Origin of the sequence: Chryseobacterium carnipullorum (assembly GCF_003815695.1) — a bacterium.
GTDB classification, from domain to species: domain Bacteria; phylum Bacteroidota; class Bacteroidia; order Flavobacteriales; family Weeksellaceae; genus Chryseobacterium; species Chryseobacterium carnipullorum.
The window spans coordinates 4679580-4702321 of sequence record NZ_CP033920.1 but is presented as its reverse complement, the minus strand read 5'-3'; the positions used below and the strand labels follow the sequence as shown (position 1 = coordinate 4702321).

The window sequence follows — 22742 nt, the reverse complement described above, 5'->3', positions numbered from 1 at the left end:
ATTGCAGACGGATCGTTTTATCGGTACATTTGTATCTACAGAATCGGTTATGAAAACAGCAGGTAAAATTAAAGGAACGAAAAATATAGTGCTTTTGGTACTGCCGCAGGTACAGCTGCTGGACATTGCAGGTCCATGTGATGTCTTTACATCAGCCAACCGTTTTATGATGAATGACCAGCGAGATTCTGAATACAGAATCTATCTGGTCTCCGGTACTGCAGAAAAAATATTGTATTCAAGTTCCGGGATGCCAATCACGTGCGGTCATACCATTTATGATATCGATTTTCCAGTTGATACCCTCTTGGTGGGAGGTACCGATCTTACTGTCCTGGATAATATCAATACAGATATTTACACTTTTCTCCGGAATATAATGGGGAAGGTAAGGCGTATGGGATCAGTCTGTACGGGTGCATTTGTACTGGCAGGGGCTGGACTTCTTAATGGAAAAAAGGTAACAACACACTGGAAATTTGCCGATATTTTACAAAAATCTTATCCTGAGCTTGAGGTGAATGTCAACCCCTTTTTTATTCATGATCAGCAGATATATACTTCAGGTGGTGTAACCTCTGGAATGGATCTCGCATTAGCATTGTTGGAAGAAGATTTTGGTCAGCCAACGGCATCAGAAGTGGCTCGTCATCTCGTTCTGTATTTGCGAAGGCCGGGAATTCAGACGCAATTTGGAAGTGCATTGCCGGATTATGATATGATGAGCCGATTCATCAAGGAAGTACGAAATCTGCTTAAACATAGACTTGGAGAGAACGTTTCAATTGAAGACATGTCAGAAGCCATGAACATGAGTGTACGGAATTTTTCAAGGGTATTTCTGAAAGAATCCGGCATCACTCCCGGTCGGTTCCTCGAAAAGATGAGGCTGGATCAGGCGAAAAATATGCTTGAATATACGGATATAAGTATCGATATGATCGCTGCTCAATGTGGTTTCGGAAGTGCAGTATCGCTCCGGAGACTTTTTATGAAACATATTTCTCTTTCTCCTTCACAATACAGAAAGGCGTTTAAAGGTACAGAATAATCATTTTACCTTTTTAATATTCAATGGCTGATCAGGCATGATCGGTATGGAGAAGTTTTGCCTTTATTTTAAATTTAATTTTAACTCTAATTATCACCTTATGAAAGATGTACGAAACACAAAAACAGTAAATGTCGCATTTTTAGTCTATGATCAGGTAGAAGTGCTGGATCTGAATGGTCCGCTGGATGTTTTTGTGAAAGCCAATGTTTTATATCCGGGAACTTATAATTGCTATACCGTCGGGACAACGAAAGATCCTGTGAGGGTAGAAGCTAATACCATGACGGTTATTCCAACGTATGATATCAAAAATTGCCTGAAACCTGATATGATTGTTGTTCCGGGAGCCAATCCGGAATATGTAATGGCGTATCTTCAGGATGATGATTTCCAGAATACAGTATTGAAATGGGTAAAAGACGAATATGACAGTGGAACAGTAGTTTTTACAATATGTACAGGAGGTATGTTGCTGTCAAAAACGGGTATACTTGCCGGTCATGATATTACCACGCATACGATGCTGCTGGATGCACTGGAAAAGTACAATCCGGAAAGCTCTGTTAAAAGGGGAGTTCGTTATGTCGATCAGGGACAATTGGTAACAACAGCAGGAATTACAGCAGGAATAGATGCTGCATTATACCTTATTGGAAAGCATCTGGGGCAGAAAGCTGTGGATGCTATCGTGAAAATTTTTGAATACCAGCATACGAATTCGGGGAAATAGGAGAGTCAATTAAGGAATAAAGACTGATGAAAAGACGATTATTATCTCTGTTTTCGATAGATTTGAAAGTTTTTCTCAGGTTTATTTTTCATTGCAGTAGATTATTTTTATTCATTTGCTATTTTCTTTTTTTGCTATTATTCCCTTTGCTGTGGCCTAATAGATGTGAATGCGGAGATTGTTCAAACTATAAAATGACCTGTTAAGATAACGTGCCTTTGAATGATGTCAAGTTCTTTCTTCTCTTTTTAGTGATTTTTTGTTTTGTATGTAAATTATTTTTTTATTTTTGTTTTGCAATTAAAATAATTAACAACCATGAAAAAATTAACAAAACTTAAATTTGATAAGAAAGTTATCAATGAGTTAACAAAAGTAGAGCAGAGCTCTGTAAAAGGAGGTGCAGCAGAAATTGAAGTTGGGGTTTCTAAAGATTTTGATACTCCAACATTTAATGACAAGTGTTTCGACGGAGGTTCCACAACTTTCAAGAAGGCATGTACATGGTGTGGATTCTTCCACAGTACTAAGTGGTAAAAAATAGCTAACCATTTGCTGCAGATGATTTGTTTTAATTAACAGATCATCTGTGTTTTTATATGCCATAGTGCAGGGGAATTCTTAGCTGTTAATTTTATGAAAATCAAAATTTTTTTGGGAATTCTGGTTTCGGTTTTGATCGGGATTTTCTTTTTCAGTACAAAAAAGAAACAAAAAGAGGGAAATATTCTGTTCTACAATACTATTGAAGGTGTTGGACGTGATTCTTCTGCTACAGGAAAAGAGAAAGAACTTCTGGAATTATGTAAGGTCTGGGGGGCTATTAAATACCATTCATCGGACCCTGATCTTCTTCAAACGATCGATTCATCTCTGATCAGGAATTATAATAAAATCATTGCGGGCGGCACTGATTTTAATACTACGATTTCTCAAATCATTCCATTATCCTCTACCAATAAAACTACTGCTGATAAGCATTATATTGGTTTTTTTCCGGATAAAAACTGGATTGAGAATTCTCCTTTCATCCATGAAAATGATAAGAAAAAATTAATACATTTCATTACACAATCTTACCATTATTCCGAATCAAAGCTTGTTACAGCAGAAGAAAATGGCGAACTCAACTTTGAAAATGATTCTCTGTTTTATGATGAATCAAAGACAACGCCGGCAAAACGTTTTCTCGCTTTGTGCAAACTTTGGAATATCGTTCGTTATTATTATCCTTACTTTCAGACCATTTCCGGTGCCTGGAACGATGTCTTTTTTGAAATGTTGCCTCTATTCATCAATGCTGAGAACGAACAGGAGTATTATTCAGCTGTACAGATTTTTGGTGCCCGGTTGAAAGATAGCCATGTTGCCGTTAAAATGGGAGATTCTGACGAATATGAGGGAAAGTATGTGGGAAATGTTGTTTTAAAAACATTGGAAGAAAGAACATTTGTTAAAGGTTATATTGTCAACTCAATCAAAAGTGCACTGCAAAAAGGGGATGAAATACTGAGCATTAACGGAAAGAATATTGTTGTGATTCAGGACAGTTTAAAAGAAAAAAACTCAGGTTCCAATGAAATTGTCTTACGCCGGGATATTAACAGGTTATTATTGCTCTCTAAAAAGAAAACAGCAGAACTACAGATAATCCGGAGGAACAAGATCATTAAAATCCACGAACAATTAACGTATATCAACACGGCTAGGGGAGCTGAAGAAAAAGAATATAAGTCTAATGCAGGTAAAGCAGTATCTGAAATCATAGACCGGAATATCGGATACATCAGGATCAATGATATTTTTTCTGGAAATTTCAGGGTGTCTTTTGAGAAAATCAGAAATAGCAAAGCGATCATATTTGATCTGCGCGCTTATCCCAATGAGATTGCGGTGGACTTCCTGAAATATTTTGATAACAGGCCGTTTCAAACTATGAATTTATACAGAGCAGATATTCATTATCCCGGAATGATGAGGACCATAGAGAACGAAATGCATATTCCGTCTTCTAAGAAAGATGCTTACAAAAGGCCCGTGGTTCTCTTGATCAACGAATATACCCAAAGCCAGGGCGAAAGCATGCTTCTGGCCATGAAATCAATAAAAAACTCAGTTACTTTAGGCGATTATACCGCAGGAACTAATGGAAATGTCATGGTGATCACCTTACCAGGAAAAACAAAAATTCGTATGAGTGGCATCGGTGTGCTTCTGCCGGACTATGCTGCTACCCAGAGAACGGGAATCAAACCTGATATTCTGGTTCAGGAAACTCCCGTTTCTTTATTGAAAGGTGAGGATATCCAGCTTAAAGCAGCTATTAATCATATCAATAAAAAACTATGAAAACCAAACGTATTATAACCCTTTTTTTGATAAGTTTCATCACCATCAATTTATTGATGTACTTAGACTATGAAACCGTTTCATTGATAGAAATATACAGAAATTCTGAATCCACTATGGAAGTAGCATTCGGAACGTTAATACTCTTTATTGTTCTTCTGGTGATCTATTATATTGCCTATCTGATCAGAAAAAAAATACTGCATGGAAAGACGAAATGAAATCAATCAACTGATCAAAATCTGTGAAAAGGAAATTAAAGAAGATATTGTGGACCTTGGGATCTTTACCGGATATCCGGGACTGGCTTTGTATTATTTTGAGAAACACAAGCTGTTTAATGATAATGATGCATTTAAAAAGTTTGAACATTATCTGGATAAATCTCTTAACGGATTGCAGGAAGACAAAGTTTTTTCCTTATGCTCCGGTTCTGTAGGCATCTATTATCTGATCTTTTATCTCACCAAAAACAAGTACTTTGATGATCCGATAGAGGAATCGTTTGAAGAATTTCCCGAATATGCAGATGAACTTCTGGAGTACTATGCCGGGAAAAGAAATTTTGATTACCTCCATGGCTTTATGGGTGTGCTGTTTCTTTGTCTTGAGTTATACTCTTTCAGTACAGATCAGGATTTTAAACATCAGATAAAAGAAAGGATCATCACGGTGGTTTATCTTCTTAAATCTTTGTCGGTACCGGTAGACGAAGACAAAATCGCCTGGATTTCAAAAGGACTTTACAGTAAAGTGGAAGGTTTTTCATTTGGTTTTGCGCATGGAATTCCCAGTATTATAAGCTTGCTCAGCAATGTATATACAGCAGGAATTGAAAAGGAAACCATTAAAGAAATGCTTGATAAATCCTACCGTTTCATAAGATCTGTACAGGGAGATTATGACGGATCCAGTTTCCCGAATTTCATTACTGTGCGAGATGGAGAACGCATAGCCACAGACAGCAGTCGTCTGGCCTGGTGTTATGGTGATCTGAGCGTAGGAATTGCCATGCTGCATTATGGTAAGGCATTGGGTAATCAGGAAAGTATTTCCGAAGCCGAAAAAATTTTGGTAAAAACCACAGAAAGAGAATATGGAAAAACCGGAGTTGTAGATGTATTCTTATGCCATGGAAGTTCAGGACTTATCATGATGTATCATTATCTGTACAGGGTTACCGGAAATGAAGCTTTTAAAAAAGCAACAGATTTCTGGACCCATGATACCCTTGCCATCGGCAATCATCCGGAAACAGGAATGAGAACCTGGCTTGGTAGTGAAGGCTGGATAGAGCAAGATACCATTTTGGAGGGACGCACAGGACTGTTACTTCAGCTGTATGCCATAACCCATGAAAACTATAAAAACCCACTAGAAAAACTATTTTTACTCGACCATGAACATTGAATTTATAGATAAAATAATCCTGAGAACACCCGTAGGATCTATTGATGATCTTAAACCTATCCGTGAGATTACAGAGATCTCTTCAGACGGGCTGAAATTTGTGGAAAAAACCTTTACAGGACATTTCAGGCTGGCCGTTTTGTATGCTACAAAAAATTTATTTGAAGAAATTACCAAAGCATTAGAAACCGGAGATCTTCCGGAAAAAATGTTTTTTAGCTACCTCAAATATTATGTACGTTACTGCTCCAGATCTACCCCTTTCGGACTATTTTCAACCTATGGTGTCTGTGATCTTAAAGAAGGAGGTGATCAATTTTCTGTGCAGATAGAGGAGAGCGAGATCCGCATGAGAATAAGCCTTAGCTACATTTATGAATTAAGCAGAGAGATCAACGGATGTAAAAACCTTTGGAAATACAGTTTTCTGTATCCCAATCAAACAGCTTATGCTATTGCTGATAATATACGGTATAATGAACTGTATATCAGGCCTCATTCTATGAACTACAGACTGTCATCCGTTGTTACCAACGATGTTTTGGAATCCATATTTTCAGAAACGGAACAAGGGATTTATTTTGAAGATCTTTCTTCAAAACTTCAGGAAGAGGGCTATGAAAGGGAAGAAGTAGAAGAATACCTTTATGAGCTGATTGAAAATAATGTAATGCTGATGGATATTTTTCCGTCACCCGCTACCAATAATTATGTAGAGGCTTTCATTGAAAAATTAAAAAAGATCAAAACCAACGGGGAGATCATTTTAATAAAAGAAAAAGAAACAACTGTTGATCAGATGATTAATGATGTCATTAAGCTTCAGGATAATTTGAAAACAGTCATCAAAGAATCAGATGCCGGCTCGTCTGAAAAGCTCGAGAACCTGCTTTTGAATGAGATGCAGAATATTGATGTTACCAGTTTCAGAGATGGGGAAGCAGAGATCAACAGCAAAGTTTTTCACAATGTCAGAAATACGCTTCAATCCCTGTCGAACCTGAATTCGAGAAGAAAAGAAAAAGATCCTTCACTGACCCAGTTTATTGATGAATTTAAAGATAAATACGGAGAATCTGAACTGCCTCTTTTACACGTGATCGATCCTGAGCTGGGTATCTTTACAGACCGGGTAAGCAGTATTTCCACACCATTTCTGGACGGAATCTTATTTCAGACCGGAGGAGGCAGAGATTATAAATTTACCGAAGTAGATGAATATCTGTTTAGTAAATATCAGCATGCCCTGCAATTTGGTAAAGATGAAATTGTCCTGACAAAAGAAGAGTGTTCAAAATTCAAACCTTCCTATTCAAGGGTTTTCAGTCAGACGCTCAACTGTAATATGACGCTTTTTAAAGATCAGCAGGATCATACAGTAACGGCGATTCACGGGGCATTCGGTTCCAGTGCGCTTAATAATATGGGAAGATTTACCCATGGTTCTGAAAAGTTGCAGAAGCTGGCGGAAAAGATTGTAGAAATAGAATATGCCAACCTCCATGAATCGGTAGAATATGCCGAAATCGTAGACCTTCCAAGTTTAAGACATGGAAATCTGGTCGTAAGAGAAAACTATCTGAAAGACGAAATTCTCATCAATATTCCGGCCCCTTCCGATACAAACAAAAATACGATAAAACTCTCTGATATCACAATTTCCATAAGAAGTGAAGAGGTCATTTTAAGAAATAAAAATACAGGGAAGATTATTGTTCCGCGTCTCAGTAATTCTCATAATTTCCAGCTGCAGAACTTGTCTCATATCTATCGGTTTCTCTCCCTGATCCAGGTTCAATGGGATTGCTCAATCAGTTTTTCATGGGGTTTTATAGATTCTTTTGCTAAATTTACTCCCCGTGTTAAAATTGAAAAAGTAATCGTCAAAGAGGCTGCCTGGAACCTGAACCAAACCGATCTGATATTTTTAAACGCAAAAGAAGAAGAACAGGTAACAGAGTTTAGAAAATTCAAAGAAGAATGGAAAATTCCTGACCATGTTTACCTGGTGGAAGGCGATAATAAACTTCTTTTTGATCTGTCTTCTGACATTTTTATCCGCCTTTTCATTTCTATGATCTCGAAAAAAGGAAAAATTACCTTAGTGGAAGATCTGGTTAAAGCAAAATCCAACGTTCTTGATGAAAACGGTAAGCCTTTTTACTCCGAGCCGATAATTCCTGTTATCATTCAGGATGAAAAACAGAATTTTCAGTTTAAAGACTTTTCTGAAAGCAAGGCTAAACTGTCGCCACTTTCCGAGTGTCTGTATATGAATATTTACACCGGTGAGCAACAAATGGATTCGTTGATTAGAAACGAACTTTTTGAACTAAACGGAAAGTTATTTGAGAAAAATCTCATCAGCAATTTTTTCTTTATAAGATACAATGAGAAGGGTAATCATATCAGACTAAGGTATTTTATTAAAAATTATGGAATATACAACGATCTTTTTGCTCATATCAGAGAGGCGATGGAAAACTACATCGAGCAGGATATCATTAAAGCATTTGAGATTACGACTTACAAAAGAGAATTGGAAAGATATGATTATGCAGGTATTGAATTTACCGAAATCTATTTCGGCAAAGAAAGTACAATGGTCATGCTCCTGCTGAGAGAACTTGAAGAAGTAAGTTTTGAAGACAGATGGCTGGCAGGTACAGTCTTTACAGATAAGTTGCTGGATAAATTTGCATATACTCTGGACGGAAAGCTTGAATTCTTTACCCAATTAAGCACTCAGTTTAATCAGGAATTTAATTCCAATAAAGCTTTGACAAAAGTCATAGCGACTAAATATAAAACATTTGAACAGTCAATTCATAGCTCTATAGGGTTGCAAAATAGTGAATTAACGAATATTTACAGACTATTTGATTCTTTCCTCAATTCATTCTCCCTTGATAATCTTTTGAGTGAAAAAGGGAGAGAAAACCGCGATAGTTATGTTGGAAGTTTAATTCATATGTTTTTTAATCGGCTTCTTGTTTCCCAACATAGAAAGCAAGAACTGGTCATCTACAATTTTATGCTTAAATACTATAAAACCCGGTTAAACAAAGCAACAGCAAAAAAGGAAATTCCTGTTTTATAAATCATTAAAATAATTGAAAAGGCCTCCGGATCAAGGGTTCGGAGGTCTTGTTTTTTAATGATTTTTATTGATTGGAATAATCATTCGTATGAAGAGAAAGTTGCGTATTTCCAATCATTTCTTTTTGTTCCACAGGGCCATTTACTTCTTTAAATCCGATTTTTCTGTACAGATGATATGCTTTTTCATTTTTATCCGTTACTTCAAGGAAAATATCGATACCGTTAAATCTTTTCTTACCTTCTTCAATAACAGCCTGAATGAGTCTAAAACCTATATTTTTCCCCTGAAAATTTTCTCTTATGTACATCTGATAGATATTGCCTTTCCCATTTTCATCCATCACAAAAGCGCAGATTCCAACCAGTTCTTCATCGGCAAATGCTCCGAGGACAAATCTGTCATGATTCTGGTCTTCGATATCACTTTCCAGCCGGAATTTTTCGATTTTCAGTGCTTCCTGGTAATTTGCTCCAAATGATTCAGGAAATTTCTTCAGACTTTCAAGCCTGATGATTCTATATTTTCTGCTTTCATGAGACATGAGAAGACGGTAGTCGATATTTATGGGAAATAAAATTTTAAATTAATATTTTTCGCTATATATGATTTAATTGTGAAAATATTTTCTAAATAAAATCATTCTTTTTAATGAAAAATAAATTCCAGCATTTTTCAATTAATATCGTAAACAAGGATGTTTCTAATGAATCGCTTGTTTTTGTGTATTTCATTCAATTTAGTAGTGAAATTTGTGTATATTTATAACAAACTAACAACTATTTCGTTAATATATTCAATATTGATTGGTTTTTTCAGTAAAAAACTGATAAGCAGCACCTAAAGATCAATATGTACCGAGGAAAATAACTGATAAATTATATATGTGTACCATCCTATTATGAAAAAGTTGATAGTCCGTATTCTACGGATGGTTATATTAGTTATTATTGTTTCATGCACTCAGACTTCTCCTTATAGTCAAACAGAAGATTTTGATCAGCCTTTGATAGAGCAGAATAATGAAATGAATTCTTCAGGTAATTTTGAAGCACTCGTTAAACTCAATGGAATATATTTTAAAAAAGCAGCAAAATCAGGATATGAAGAAGGTAAAGGGCTTTGTCTTCTTAATATTGCCAATGTGAATTCTACAGAAGGAAACTACGAAAGAGCGCACCTCCTTTTAGACAAAGCAGGAGAAAGTCTTAAACATTCAGAAAATAGCTTTCACCGGGCCAAATTTTATGACAGTTATGCTCACTATTATTCCCACCTCAAACAGTATGATAAGGCGGTCATTTATAGTGATTCAGCCTTGTATGCTTTAAAAAAAGCGCCGGATTCAAATCTTAAAAAAAAGCTACTGCCAAGAATTTATATCAACAGAGGAACCTATTTTGCATGGAAAGGGCAGCTGGGAAATTCATTGAAGAATTTTCATAAAGGAAATGTTTTAGAAAAATCAGCTTATTCTACCTGTATGATTGCCCAGTATCACCTGTATACCAACAAGCTGGATTCAGCCGGAATCTATGCTTTGCGCGCGGAAGAAATGATGAATCGTCAGAAAACACCCGATATTGAAAAGCTATGGATCTACTATACAATAGGATACTACAATAAGGAAATCAGACATAGTGATGAGGCAGAAAAAATGTTGAAAAAGGCATTGGAGATGAGTGTTAAAACACGACTGACCTATTCTTTCCAGATAAAAGACGTCTATAAAGCTTTATCAGAATTGTATAAGATGAAAAGAGATGATGAAAAATCATACTACTACTTATCCAGGTACCTGCAGGAAGACAACAGACTGAATGAATCCAGATTTGCAGCTATCAATAAAACAACAGACAGTTTTATATCAGAAGCCAAAAAAGAAGCGGACCAAAGGAAAAATGACTTATGGATCATAGGAATACTCTCTTTTGTAACCCTTTCTGTATCCGGATTATATGTCCGGAAAAAGATACAGCTTTTAAAATACAAGAAAAAAAGCCTGAAAACAGAAACTGACACCTTGAAAAGCCGTGTTTATGAAAAAAAACTTCAGGAAGTCATTGAACTCGCAAAGAAAAATGATTCTTCATTTCTGATGAAGTTTAAAGAACTGAATCCTGAATTTATTAAAAATCTTCTGGCCATTAATCCGGATCTTGAGAACTCTGAGCTGGCTTTCTGTGCCTTATTGAAACTTCATTTTACCTCAAAAGAAATTGCAGAGTACACCTTTGTTCAGCACAAATCCATTCAGCAGAAAAAGTACAGGATCAGAAAAAAATTGAACATAGAAGGGGATCAGGATATCTATGACTTCTTTGATCGTGTAGGAAAAAACTCCAATGAATGAATTTAGGAATAAACCTTACATTTGACAGCAGACTTTGAAATTTTCACTTACATTTAAAAATATAACTAAATATAATATAAAACGTACATGATACGCTGTTTTCTTTTCATTTTACTCTTTATTTTGACTTCATGTACTTATGATTTCCACAATAAGTATGAAAATGATTTTGATTCTCCTTTACTCACGCAAAATGAAAAATTTCGTCTTTCCGGCGATTACGAGTCTCTCGTAAAACTGAACAAAACGTATTATGAAAAAGCAGAAAAAATAGGGTATAATGAAGGAAAGGCATTGTGCTTTCTGAACTTGGCCAATGTAAATCTGCCTCTGGAAAACTATAAAAGAGCAGAGTTTTTTTTTGATAAGGCCAATAAAATACTGAAGGATTCAAAAAATAATATCCATAAAGCAAAATTCAATAATGATTACGGTAATTTTCAGGTCTATCTTAAACGGCTGGACAAGTCTTTTGAGTACAATACATTAGCAATGAATTATATAGAGAATACTAAGGAATCTTCTTTCCGGAATGATGTTCTCTTTAAGATTTACTATAAACGGGGGGATTATTTTTACCGTAAAAAGCAGTACAATCAAGCGCTGGAATATTTTCGTAAAGGAGGAAAATTAGATCAATCAGGAAGGACAGAATGTGCTATCGGAGATCTTTATTTATATGGATTCAAAAATATGGACTCAGCCCGGATCTACCTATCCAAAATTGCAGAATCGTGCAACAGACAGGGGAGAACAGATGGGGTGGCTCTTAATGCCAATACGGTTCTGGGAGAATATTATTTAATCACCAAACAATACGATAAAGCAGAGGAGTCGCTGTTGAAGGCGTTGGAAATCAATAATAAAACAAAGTTTGTCTTTGCCCAATATACCCAATATATTTATACAGATCTTAAATCGCTGTATGAAAGTAAAGGAGATAAAGAAAAAGCCCTTAAGTATTTACAGGCCTATACCCACGAGAGGAGCAGGTCCGATACTGCGTTGCTGGAAGCGATTAATGATGACATGGATAGTTTTATTGTGGAAACGGAAACAGATACTAAAAATCACAGGTATACTATCATGATAATTATCGTTGTTTCTGCATTGGTTTTCGCCCTGATTGGAATCTATGCCCGGAAAATCATAAAACAGCTGAGGAGCAGAAAAAAACAGCTTAAAGATGAAACGAAAGAACTGGAAAATAAAATATACAATACCAGTCAGCAAGATGTAATTGAGCTCGCAAGAAAAAATGATCCCACATTTTTAGATACTTTTAAGAAAGCTTATCCCGGCTTTATTGAAAAAGTACTGGGTATCAATCCCGATCTTGAAAATTCCGACCTTGTGTTTTGTGCCCTGCTGAAACTTCATTTCACTTCCAAGGAAATAGCCAACTACACTTGTGTACAGCCCAGATCCATCCAGCAAAAAAAATACAGACTTAGGAAAAAACTAAATATTCCAACGGAGACAGATACCTATCAGTTTTTTGACAGCCTGATCTGATTCGTTGAAGATATTCCGATCCTTCTTCCGGAAATTCAATTTAAGTATAGACAAGACTATTGTAAACAAAAAAAACTGCCTGATCATATCAGACAGCCCTCGAAATTTTTTTTTCCATCATAACTGAAAACCCAATTTCACCACTTATTGTTTATAGTTTCAAATTTGCGCTTTTTATTAGAAAGTGAGAAAAAATATTCTACTACACAGGTACTACATCGCGATTTTTTTTCATTAATTATCGATTTATACTTAATTTTTGACATCTGTGAATTTTAATTTTTTAGTGTCTATGTGTTTGATTTTTAGAGTTTTAATAAGCTATTCATGTTATGTTTTGCAGTCAGATATTATGATGAGACTAATAACTGATGAGAAAAATTATTCTTTTTATTTTGTAAACACGTACAAGATGGTATTTTGGAGTCGTACATAAGTAGAAGGCAGATTTTTGGTTCTCAATATTTTATATAAGAAATTTGAGAAGGATAATTTTTCAATTGTTCTCGTTAGTAAAAATTAGGAATAGCTGCCCGGCTTTGTCAGGCAGCTTTTTTATTCTATGACGTTCGGGTTATCTGGTTTTTTTAAGCTGAATGCTGACCGTTATTCAAAAATTTAGGTTTAATAAGGGTATCACTTATTGAGTTGATTTCATCATTATAATCAGCGTAGCTTCTGATCAGTTTCAAATTATGTTAAATAGATGAAAAATGATTTTAAAATTTAATTAATTGTAAATCAATACATTGTATTTAAGAAGTATCTGAGTAGTACCTGATTTTATACCTGTATTAAGACGATAGTGATATTTTTATTTCCCTAAATGAATTTTCATTAATTCATGAATTTATTTCAGATAAATCAATGAAGCACCATGATTTTGATACTAGTTTATATCAATTTATTGATAATCGATAATTAGTGAGGATTCAGTTAAATTAAATTAACTATTTATTAATCAGTTTTATGAAAAAAAGAATTCTATTAGTGAGTGTTTTGGCTGCCGGATTTACAGCTGCTTATGGTCAAAGGTGGGAACCTGTAGGGCAAAAAGCATCCGAAACCAGAAAAGAAGTAGAAGTAAAGCAAGCGTACAGAGTAGATCTTGCGACCCTTACCCATCTTTTGAAAGATGCAGTGGAAACAGGAAAAGGAGCAAAACCTGTCATTATTTCGTTACCTACAGCAGAAGGCAAGATTGAAAAATTTGCAGTATACAGCGATCCTGTTATGGAGAAGTCTATGGCAGACAGATATCAATTAGGCTCTTATGTAGGTGTTGGAATTGATGATCCATCTAAGTACTTAAGATTCAGTACTTCCCCGAAAGAAATACAGTCGATGGTAATTAAAGACGGCGTTTTTCAGTTTATCGAGCCGATAACGGCCGATAAGCAGACCTACGGTGTCTTTTATAAGACTAAGAGAAATGAAGGAGATCATGGTTTTGAATGCACATCGGAAGAAAAGAACTTTAAAGATATCAAGGGTTTGGAAGCTAATGGCAAAAAAAACCTTTCTAATGTAGGCATTACAAACAGACCTGCAAGTACAAAGTACAGAACCTACAGGTTGGCGCTAGCGGTGACAGGAGAGTACACTAAAAAATTTGATCCTGCCGGAGGAACTGTCAATACGGTAGCACAGATGAATGCTACCATGAGTCGTGTCAATGGAATTTTTGAAAAGGATTTTGGAATTAAACTGATCGTTCAGGACCTTCCCAATATTATTTACACCGATCCGGCAACAGATTTTTATACTCCACCAGCAGTAGATGGAGATCCTTCGTTAAACTTACAGTTGCAACAAACATTAACTAATATTGTTGGTAACGCCAATTATGATATGGGGCATGTCTTTAATGCTGCAGGAGGAAATGGTGATGCAGGTTCTATAGGTTCTACTTGTGTAGATCCTGCAACAGCAACGACTTTAGCAAAAGGATCTGCATTCACGCAGAGTGCAAACCCTACAGGAGATGCATTTGATATAGATTATGCAGCTCATGAAATGGGACACCAGCTAGGGGCTAATCATACATTCTCTCATGTTTCAGAAGGATCAGGTGTCAATGTAGAGCCAGGCGGAGGTACAACTATTATGGGATATGCCGGAATAACAGGGGATAATGTACAAAATGTTACGGATGCCTATTTACATTATTCCTCCATTAATCAGGTGTTAAACAGTCTGGATAATAAGTTAGCTTGCGGAACATCACAGGAGATTACAACGAACACGGCTCCTGTAATTTTACCGCTTACGGCTTATAGTATTCCTAAAGGGACTGCGTATTATCTTGATGCTAGTGCAACAGATACCGATCCTGTTAAATATACATGGGAGCAGTATGACAGTGTTGACTCTTACAATTCCATTTCCGGAGACAGCGGATGGGGGTACAGTGCACAGGGAGCCTTAACAAGATCTTATTTCGGAACAGCCAGCGGAAGGAGGTATTTCCCAAGCTTACCTTTAGTCATGAACGGAATTCTGACTAATAAAACAGTTCCGGGAGCTGCTACAACGCCAAATTGGGAAACCGTATCTTATGTTCCTAGGACCTTACATTATGCAGTGACGGTAAGAGATGAGAATGCCGTTAGACCTATGCTTTCTTCTTCTGAAACTACGGTTACCGTTGGAAATGACGGACCTTTCAAATTTTCAGGACTTACAGCCTCTTCAATGCTATATAATAACGCATCCAATACAATCTCATGGGATGTTGCCAATACCAATACAGCACCATATAATGCGCCTAATGTAAAAATTGAATATACTACAGATCTTGTCAACGGGGCCACGTGGACAGAATTGGTAGCCTCTACACCCAATACAGGAAGCTATACAGCACAAATGCCGGCTTCTTTAACGGGTGCTGTGAAATTAAGGATTTCTGCCATCGGAAACGTATTCTATGCAGTATCTCCACAAGTGACGGTAGGTGCAGCGCCTACGTCTACGACTGCAGCGCCTACAGGACTGACAGCTATAAAAACAGAAATTTTTAAAACTACAGCCAGAGTATCCTGGAATAGTGTTCCAGGGGCAACATATTCAATTAACTACAGAAAAGTAGGGACAACAAACTGGTCAAATGCAACCAGCCCTACCAACTCCGTAGTGCTGAGTGCTCTTGAAGATGAAACAAACTATGAAGTACAGGTTGCTGCAGTAGTAAACACGGTTCCGGGAGCATTCTCAAGTAATTATACCTTCAAGACTAAAGGACTTACAACAGGGGTTGATTACTGCTTAATGACAACTGGTGGAAATAGTTTTGCCAGCTTTAGCTATAACAGTTATAACAGTGGGATGGCTCAAATGAACATCTCTAATTTAGCCTTTTCAGATTTAACATATAAGAATATTTTCAGCACATACAGAGATTATACTGAAGATGCAACCAAGGTGATCAATTTGACAAAAGGAACACAATATACATTGTCTTATTTCAATATAGGTAACACTGAAGGTTATAATGACAATATGGAAGTGTGGATAGATTATAACAGGAATGGGGTATTTGAAGCTTCAGAGAAAGTTGGTTCTGTAACTACCGTTCCGCCGGATAATGGTCAATATCAGGGATCACTAACATTTACCGTTCCTGCGACAGCGTATTCCGGAGATAAACTGTTAAGAATGAGAGTGGCAAACACTTTCTTTAACAAAGCTACAGGGCCATGTGGCAGCCCATCGGTGGGAGTAACCTGAGGAGGAGTGATCTCACAAGGTTCATTTAAAGATTTTTCTGTAAAAATCACTAGCGGATTAGCCGTAAATGATGTAAACGGTCCGAAAACAACTGAAATTTCTATCTATCCAAACCCTGCAGATACTTTCGTGGAGGTGAAGAACCTAAAAGGAAAAGCTGATTACAGCATTTTCAGTGCAGACGGAAGACTGGTTCAGCAAGGTGAGATTGATGCTAACAACAGAATCAATGTGGCATCATTAATCAAAGGAATGTATGTGATCACGCTTAAAGATGACAAAAACACGTACAATACTAAACTTATCAAAAAATAAAATGAGATGCTTTATATTCTGAGGCAGATAATTCATCTGCCCTGAAATGAAGACCCTATTTCATGGTACCGTTTGTGTGAGGAAAGAGCCCGGAATATCCGGGCTCTTTCTATTTTTTAATTTCCTGATCAATCGGCTCCCACAGCTGAATCTTGTTGCCCTCAAGATCCAGAATATGAAGAAACTTTCCATAATCATAGGTTTCAATTTCGTCCAGAATGGTAACGTTTTCCTTTTTTAATTCCTCTGCCAGAGCCTCCAGGTTTTCCACTCTGTAATTGATCATAAAATCTTTGGGAGAAGGTTCAAAATAGGTTGTATTTTCAGCAAAAGGAGCCCACTGCGTCAGTCCTTTTTTAGTGGTGTCTTCACTTTCGCGCCATTCGAAGCTGGTTCCGTAGGGGCTCGTTTCAAGGCCAAGATGGGTTTTGTACCATTCATTGATGGCACCGGGATCTTTTGATTTGAAAAGGATCCCTCCAATTCCTGTTACTTTTTTCATGTCTATTTTTTTATCTTTAGAATACAGGATCTTATCCGGAAGTTGATCTAGGCTTCCGTCTGATTTCAAATATATGTAAAACTTTTCATTAGAATATCCCTTTCATTTTAAATGATCAGCTTTCTCTTGGCAATCATGTCATTTTTAATAGAATATGGGGGGGCTTCTGCGAAATAAATAATTCCGTGATTTGCATACAATATTCATCATTCTGCATACATTGGCTTCGTCATTTCTTCTGAATTTTGTACTTATAAAAATCAACGATATGAATTTGAATCAGATAAAATTAGGAAGCCAGGGCCTTACCATCCCCAATATAGGTTTAGGATGCATGGGGATGACAGGTTTTGAAGATGCCCATATGTATGGTGAAGCAGACGAAAAAGAAGCCATTGCTACGATTCACCGTTCCCTGGAACTGGGAGGTAACTTTCTCGATACTGCCGATCTTTACGGACCTTTTAAAAATGAGCAGCTGATCGCCAAAGCTATGGGGAATAGTCGGGATCAATATATCATTGCAACAAAATTCGGATGGGAAATAGATGATCATGATCAGGTGACCTGGGCGATCAACGGAACTAAAGACTATGTGAAAAAAGCAGTAGAAAGATCTCTTAAAAATTTAAAAACCGACTATATCGATCTCTACTACATGCATCGTCTCGATAAAAATACTCCGGTAGAAGAAACCGTGGGTGCGATGAGTGATCTTGTCAAAGAAGGGAAAGTAAGGTATATCGGTTTATCAGAAGTATCTTCAGAAACAGTGAGAAAAGCACATACTATACATCCCCTAACGGCTGTCCAGAGCGAATATTCTTTATTTGAAAGAACAGCAGAAGAAAAAGGAGTTCTGGCAACATTGAAAGAACTTGGAATTGGTTTTGTGGCCTATTCACCGCTGGGAAGAGGCTTTTTATCAGGACAGATCCGTTCCATCAATGATCTTCCGGAGAATGATTTCCGAAGAGCGATTCCCCGTTTTCAGGAAGCCTATTTTAATAAAAATATTGAGCTGGTGAAAGCTATCGAAAGCATGGCTGCAGAAAAGAACGTAACATCTTCACAACTGGCGCTGGCCTGGATTATCAGTAAAGGGATCGTTCCGATTCCCGGAACCAAACGCAGAAAATATGTAGAACAGAATATTGATGCCACCAAAATTCATTTACAGGAAGCTGACCTTTTAAAACTGGAAAGTATTGTACCTTTAGGAACTGATACGGGCGCTCCGTACGATGAGTTCAGTATGGGACTCTTGGATTAATTTTTTAATTGTAAACTATGAATACCATCCAGTCTGTTTCTGCTTTTCACCGTTTGCTGTCATTGCCTGAGCCCAAACATCCGCTCGTAAGCGTCATCAATTTATCCGAAAGTGTATTTCTGGAGGATGAGGTCTGGAAAGGTTTTGTGAACAGATTTTACTGTGTCGCACTAAAAAGAGAGGCAAAAGGCAAAGTAAGATATGGTCAGCAGCATTATGATTATGATAAAGGAGTTCTAAGTTTTACTGCACCCAACCAGGTGCAGTATCTCGACCTTCATACGATGGAATGCGGGGAAGGATATCTGTTGATCTTTCATGAGGATTTTATATTAAAACATCCTTTAGCTCATATTATTTCCGGTTATGGATTCTTTTCGTATGCGGTGAATGAAGCTTTGCATTTATCTGAAGATGAAGAAACGAACCTTATTGAAATATTTCATAAAATAGATAAGGAATGCCAGCATATTGACAAACATACCCAGGAAATTATTCTGTCGCAGATTGATCTTTTGCTTAATTATTCCAATCGTTTCTATGAGCGGCAGTTTATTACCCGAAAAAGCAATAATCAACAATTGCTGGCCAGATTTGAAAAATTTGTAAATGATTATTATGACCAGGAGCGGTCCGCAGAAAAAGGAATCTTAACCGTTCACCTTATTGCAGAAGCGATGCACCTTTCGCCTAATTATTTAAGCGATCTTTTACGGTTCCACACAGGAATGAATACCCAGCAGCATATTCATGAAAAACTGATCACCAAGGCTAAAGAAAAACTTTCCGCTACCGAATTGTCAGTCGGTGAAATTGCCTACAGTTTAGGATTCGAGCATGCCCAGTCTTTCAGTACTTTATTTAAAAAGAAAACCAGAATGGCTCCCTTAGAATTCAGGGCGGGATTTCGGTTGAGCTGATTCCCAAAGATATTTTGTCCGAATTTTCTGAAATGCTTACATTTGAGTTTCTCCTGCATGGATTAACCTGATTATTTATGAAACAAAATAACTTACGCTTACTCCAATTTACAGGGTTTGCCTTACTTCTTATTCTGATCTGTAGCTGTTCAAAAGAAGAAAAAAAACTGATCGTAAAGAAAATAAATTCCACTGGCACTTATTCAGTGAAACTTAATGGCTGCTGAAAAATTCAAGCATGGTGGCTAAAGCTGTTTCAGAATGCATCTTGTCCCCGTTTTCCAAAGACTCTTTAATGGCTTTGGTGGCTCTTTGGCGCATCTGAGTTTCATAATGGGAAATAGCTTCGTAAAGGGTACTGAACTCATCAGAAGTCAGACATCGGCTGAGTTCCAGAGCATCAAGCATCGCCATATTGGCACCTTCTCCCGCAAACGGCGGCATTACATGAGCAGCATCACCAAGCAAAGTCAGATGAGACTGAGTTTCCCATCCCTGATCCAAAGGCATATAATAAATGGGACGGGGAATAAAGGGAACAGAAGCATTTTCAAACAGTTCATACCAGATCGTACTCCATCCGCAATATTCCTTTTTAAACCATTCCAGGACCTGTTTTCCGTCAGAAAAATCCAGACCACTCTTTGCTGCCCAGTTTTCATCGGTCCTGAAACTGGCATAAAATCCAAGATCACCACTCCCTTTCTGGCCAAGAAGAAGGTTTTTGTCATTTCCAAAGGCCATTATTTTACCGTCTTTGATCAGTTCTTTGATATGGGGAGCTGCTGTTTCGGCGTTGGAAACATTCCCCTCAAGCATTAAAATTCCCGAATAAATCGGTCTCAGATCGGTAAGATAAGGACGGATCTTTGAGTGGGCTCCATCCGCGGCAATCACAAGATCAGCATACGCTGAAGATCCGTTTTTAAAATGAAGTAACCAGCCGTTATTTTGTTTCTCCATCGAAATAAAATGACTGTCCCAGACTACAGTTTCAGGCTCTAAAGAGTCCAGCAGCATATTTCTCAATGGACCACGGTCTATTTCAGGACGGAAATCTTCATTCCCGAAATCTTTATCAGGTTTTGTTTCATAATCACTGAATACGATCTCTGCCTGTTCATTTACGATCAGTATCTTGTCTGCACCGGGACGGTAATTCTTTTTAAATTCATCCAGCAGATCTGCAGCGCGCAATGCATCCATACCTGATCCTTCATGCATATCAAGAGGGGAACCCTGTACTCTTGCATATGGATTAAGATCTCTTTCATATACTTTTACATCTGCCTGATGAATTTGTAAAAGTCTTGCAAGCGTCAGTCCTCCCGGACCACCACCTATTATCGCTATTGATTGATTATCTATTACCATTGTTATTTAATTTACTGATGCAAAATTATTTTTGTTTCAATACAGATAATAGTATAAATCGGTCATTTTTATTTTGGGATAATTCTTTCGGAGGTACACCGGAAAATTTTTTTATTTCTTTGATGAAATGATTCTGATCCGCAAAATTGAGCTCGGGAAATAATTTGCCCTCTGCGATATGCTCCAAGGATGCTCTGAAACGGAGAATAGTGCAATAAGCCTTTAGAGAGAGTCCAAACTGCTGATTGAAGTAGCGGTTGATCTGTCTGCTGCTCCAGCCTGTGCTGTCTGAGAGTTCCTTCACGCTCATCTCGCCGTTTGAGGAGTAGATGAGATCGAAAAGCTTTCGTTTTCTTTCATCAACTGTTTCAGGCAAAAGTTCTGTTATTTTTCGTGATATTTTTTGGGCAAATAAATCAAGATCGATGAGATCGTTAACAGAAAGATTCCAAAAATCATCAGGGAGAGTCCGTGCAGTATTCAGAAGATCTGCAATAGAAGTATGCAGAATATATTCAACGGCTAAAGGTCGGAAGCTGATGACAAAAGCAAGGGTGCCGGAAGGAATGGTTCTCTGCTCAGGCTCAGTTTCCAATCCGATGAGAAAAGTAGCGAAAGGTTCATCTTTTCCATTTTGCATGAAAAACAGATCGACTCTTCCATCAGGCATCACAACAACTTCTTTTGCTTGATCAGAAGGATTATGAAAAATCCCGATATTTTCTACAAAGCAGTCCAGTGACGGATCCGGCTTGATGAACTGACAGTAGAATTCATGTTCCATAAAAATGTCCCTCTTTTATTTCAAAATAGAAAATTACAAAAAAATGTGATGAAATCATATGAACTCCTTAAGATGATGATTTTTAATTAAAATTCATTTAAATCTTTATAATGTGAATAATTAAGTCTTAAAATTTGGAAAATAGGCAAATAACTGATAATTTAGTAATAAATCACAAGTATGAAATTTTGGCTTTCACTAGGTCTCCTTCTACTCACTATTACGAACCTGGCAGGGCAGGTTATTGATAAAGAAAAACTTTTGGACTACTATGAAGCCCAGAGTTATACTGAGGCTGCGCAATATCTGCAGAGTATTTATCCTCAAGATACAAAAGATATAAAAGCATTAATGCAAATGGCTTACTGCCATATGATGTCCGGAAAACTTCCGGAAGCAGAGCAATATTATCTGAAACTTAATGCTTTGGAACCGGGCAGTATTCCTCTTTTATTCAGCTTAGCCAATATCAATTCAAGGAGAGGAAATGCTGCGAGATCCAAAAACTATCTTCTGGAAATTATTCAGCTTGATAGTCTTAATTTCGGCGCTTATAAACAATTGGCGGGTTTGGGAGATATCCCTGAGATTAAACTAAAATATCTTAAAAAAGCGAATTCTTTACGCAATACTGATCCAGATATCGCCTACGATCTTTCGATGGCTTATCGCGAGCAGAAACAATATCAGAAAGCTTATGACATCCTCAAAACGGCTATTGATGCAGACCGTGACAACTTTACACTCCGGCAGGCACAGCTTCCTTTGGCGAATCAGTTGGGTAAATATAAAGAGGTTATTGAAACCGGAGAGAAGCTGATGATGATCAATACAGATGTGAATGTGATGAATGAAATGGGACAGGCGTATTTTTATTTAAAAGAGTATCAGAAATGTGCTGCTATTTTCAAAACATTGGAAGATCTTGGTGTTCAGAATGAGGGAACTTTGTATTTTATGGCTCTGAGCTACCGTGAACTGAAAGAATATGATAAAGCCACTGAATATGCGAAAAAAACCATAGATGAGGGAATATCAGATCATACCACGCTTTATTATACTGCGCTGGCAGGGATTTACGAACAGAAAAATCAGTTTTCAGAAGCTTTGGAGGCATATAAAAGAGGTCTTACGTTCACTGCCAGCAGTACTGTTTATTACCGTTTAGGTCTTCTCTATGATCTTAATTTGAAGCAATCTAAAAATGCGCTCATTTACTATCATCTGTATCTGAAAAATAAACCTGATCCGGAGAAAGAAAAAGAGCAGATTACGTATACAAAAGAAAGAATTAAAGCGCTTACATCAAAAATATAGTTCATTAGCTCAATAAATTA

At 37.1% G+C, this 22742-nt stretch carries 18 protein-coding genes; 14 read left to right on the top strand and 4 right to left on the bottom strand.

Annotated features, from left to right (window positions below; genetic code table 11):
• The first annotated feature begins 49 nt into the window (after window positions 1-49).
• The 7 genes from EG346_RS21410 (at window position 50) to EG346_RS21380 (ending at window position 8643) form a co-directional block, all read left to right on the top strand.
• Window positions 50-1051 (top strand): GlxA family transcriptional regulator, encoded by a 1002-nt coding sequence (locus EG346_RS21410; RefSeq protein ID WP_123881432.1) that lies wholly within the window; start codon window positions 50-52, stop codon window positions 1049-1051.
• A 100-nt stretch (window positions 1052-1151) separates the two neighbouring features.
• A complete protein-coding gene (locus tag EG346_RS21405) occupies window positions 1152-1784 on the top strand; it encodes a DJ-1/PfpI family protein (protein WP_123881431.1) in 633 nt (210 codons plus the stop codon).
• Window positions 1785-2102: 318 nt separating this feature from the next.
• The gene (locus EG346_RS21400) at window positions 2103-2321 is read left to right on the top strand and encodes a hypothetical protein (protein ID WP_073334891.1); all 219 of its coding nucleotides are present in this window, start codon (window positions 2103-2105) and stop codon (window positions 2319-2321) included.
• Window positions 2322-2420: 99 nt separating this feature from the next.
• Window positions 2421-4133: a S41 family peptidase gene (locus EG346_RS21395; RefSeq protein WP_123881429.1), complete on the top strand. Its 1713-nt coding sequence runs from the start codon at window positions 2421-2423 to the stop codon at window positions 4131-4133.
• Window positions 4130-4354: a hypothetical protein gene (locus EG346_RS21390; protein WP_073334893.1), complete on the top strand. Its 225-nt coding sequence runs from the start codon at window positions 4130-4132 to the stop codon at window positions 4352-4354. The genes EG346_RS21395 and EG346_RS21390 overlap by 4 nt, the downstream gene beginning before the upstream one ends.
• Window positions 4338-5543, top strand: coding sequence for a lanthionine synthetase C family protein (locus EG346_RS21385; protein WP_123881427.1), 1206 nt, complete (start codon window positions 4338-4340; stop codon window positions 5541-5543). The genes EG346_RS21390 and EG346_RS21385 overlap by 17 nt, the downstream gene beginning before the upstream one ends.
• Window positions 5533-8643, top strand: coding sequence for a lantibiotic dehydratase (locus EG346_RS21380; protein WP_123881425.1), 3111 nt, complete (start codon window positions 5533-5535; stop codon window positions 8641-8643). Before EG346_RS21385 ends, EG346_RS21380 begins: the two co-directional genes overlap by 11 nt.
• Before the next feature lie 64 nt (window positions 8644-8707).
• On the opposite strand, the gene EG346_RS21375 is transcribed toward EG346_RS21380, so the two are convergent.
• On the bottom strand, window positions 8708-9187 hold the full coding sequence (locus tag EG346_RS21375) for a GNAT family N-acetyltransferase (protein WP_228426305.1): 480 nt from the start codon (window positions 9185-9187) through the stop codon (window positions 8708-8710).
• A 357-nt stretch (window positions 9188-9544) separates the two neighbouring features.
• On the opposite strand from EG346_RS21375, the gene EG346_RS21370 reads away from it, so the two are divergent.
• From EG346_RS21370 to EG346_RS21355, 4 genes are all read left to right on the top strand, one after another.
• Window positions 9545-10996, top strand: a complete 1452-nt coding sequence (locus EG346_RS21370; protein ID WP_123881421.1) for a tetratricopeptide repeat protein — start codon at window positions 9545-9547, stop codon at window positions 10994-10996.
• 87 nt (window positions 10997-11083) lie between these two features.
• A complete protein-coding gene (locus EG346_RS21365; RefSeq protein WP_123881419.1) occupies window positions 11084-12511 on the top strand; it encodes a tetratricopeptide repeat protein in 1428 nt (475 codons plus the stop codon).
• 969 nt (window positions 12512-13480) lie between these two features.
• Window positions 13481-16237: a reprolysin-like metallopeptidase gene (locus EG346_RS21360; protein ID WP_123881417.1), complete on the top strand. Its 2757-nt coding sequence runs from the start codon at window positions 13481-13483 to the stop codon at window positions 16235-16237.
• Between the two features lie 6 nt (window positions 16238-16243).
• Window positions 16244-16552, top strand: coding sequence for a T9SS type A sorting domain-containing protein (locus EG346_RS21355; RefSeq protein WP_123881415.1), 309 nt, complete (start codon window positions 16244-16246; stop codon window positions 16550-16552).
• A gap of 109 nt (window positions 16553-16661) precedes the next feature.
• Here the strand turns inward: EG346_RS21355 and EG346_RS21350 are convergent, their stop codons facing one another.
• A complete protein-coding gene (locus EG346_RS21350; RefSeq protein ID WP_123881413.1) occupies window positions 16662-17054 on the bottom strand; it encodes a VOC family protein in 393 nt (130 codons plus the stop codon).
• Between the two features lie 268 nt (window positions 17055-17322).
• Between EG346_RS21350 and EG346_RS21345 the strand changes: the two genes are divergently transcribed.
• Window positions 17323-18327: an aldo/keto reductase gene (locus tag EG346_RS21345; RefSeq protein WP_123881411.1), complete on the top strand. Its 1005-nt coding sequence runs from the start codon at window positions 17323-17325 to the stop codon at window positions 18325-18327.
• Between the two features lie 17 nt (window positions 18328-18344).
• Window positions 18345-19247 carry a helix-turn-helix domain-containing protein gene (locus tag EG346_RS21340; RefSeq protein ID WP_123881409.1) on the top strand — a complete coding sequence of 301 codons (903 nt, stop codon included), beginning with the start codon at window positions 18345-18347 and terminating at the stop codon, window positions 19245-19247.
• Between the two features lie 213 nt (window positions 19248-19460).
• On the opposite strand, the gene EG346_RS21335 is transcribed toward EG346_RS21340, so the two are convergent.
• The gene (locus tag EG346_RS21335) at window positions 19461-20621 is read right to left on the bottom strand and encodes an FAD-dependent oxidoreductase (RefSeq protein ID WP_123881407.1); all 1161 of its coding nucleotides are present in this window, start codon (window positions 20619-20621) and stop codon (window positions 19461-19463) included.
• 25 nt (window positions 20622-20646) lie between these two features.
• Entirely contained in the window at window positions 20647-21405 is a 759-nt protein-coding gene (locus EG346_RS21330; protein WP_123881405.1) for a helix-turn-helix domain-containing protein, read from the bottom strand.
• A gap of 180 nt (window positions 21406-21585) precedes the next feature.
• Here EG346_RS21330 and EG346_RS21325 point away from each other — a divergent pair, with 180 nt between their 5' ends.
• Window positions 21586-22722 carry a tetratricopeptide repeat protein gene (locus EG346_RS21325; RefSeq protein ID WP_123881403.1) on the top strand — a complete coding sequence of 379 codons (1137 nt, stop codon included), beginning with the start codon at window positions 21586-21588 and terminating at the stop codon, window positions 22720-22722.
• Window positions 22723-22742 lie beyond the last annotated feature (20 nt).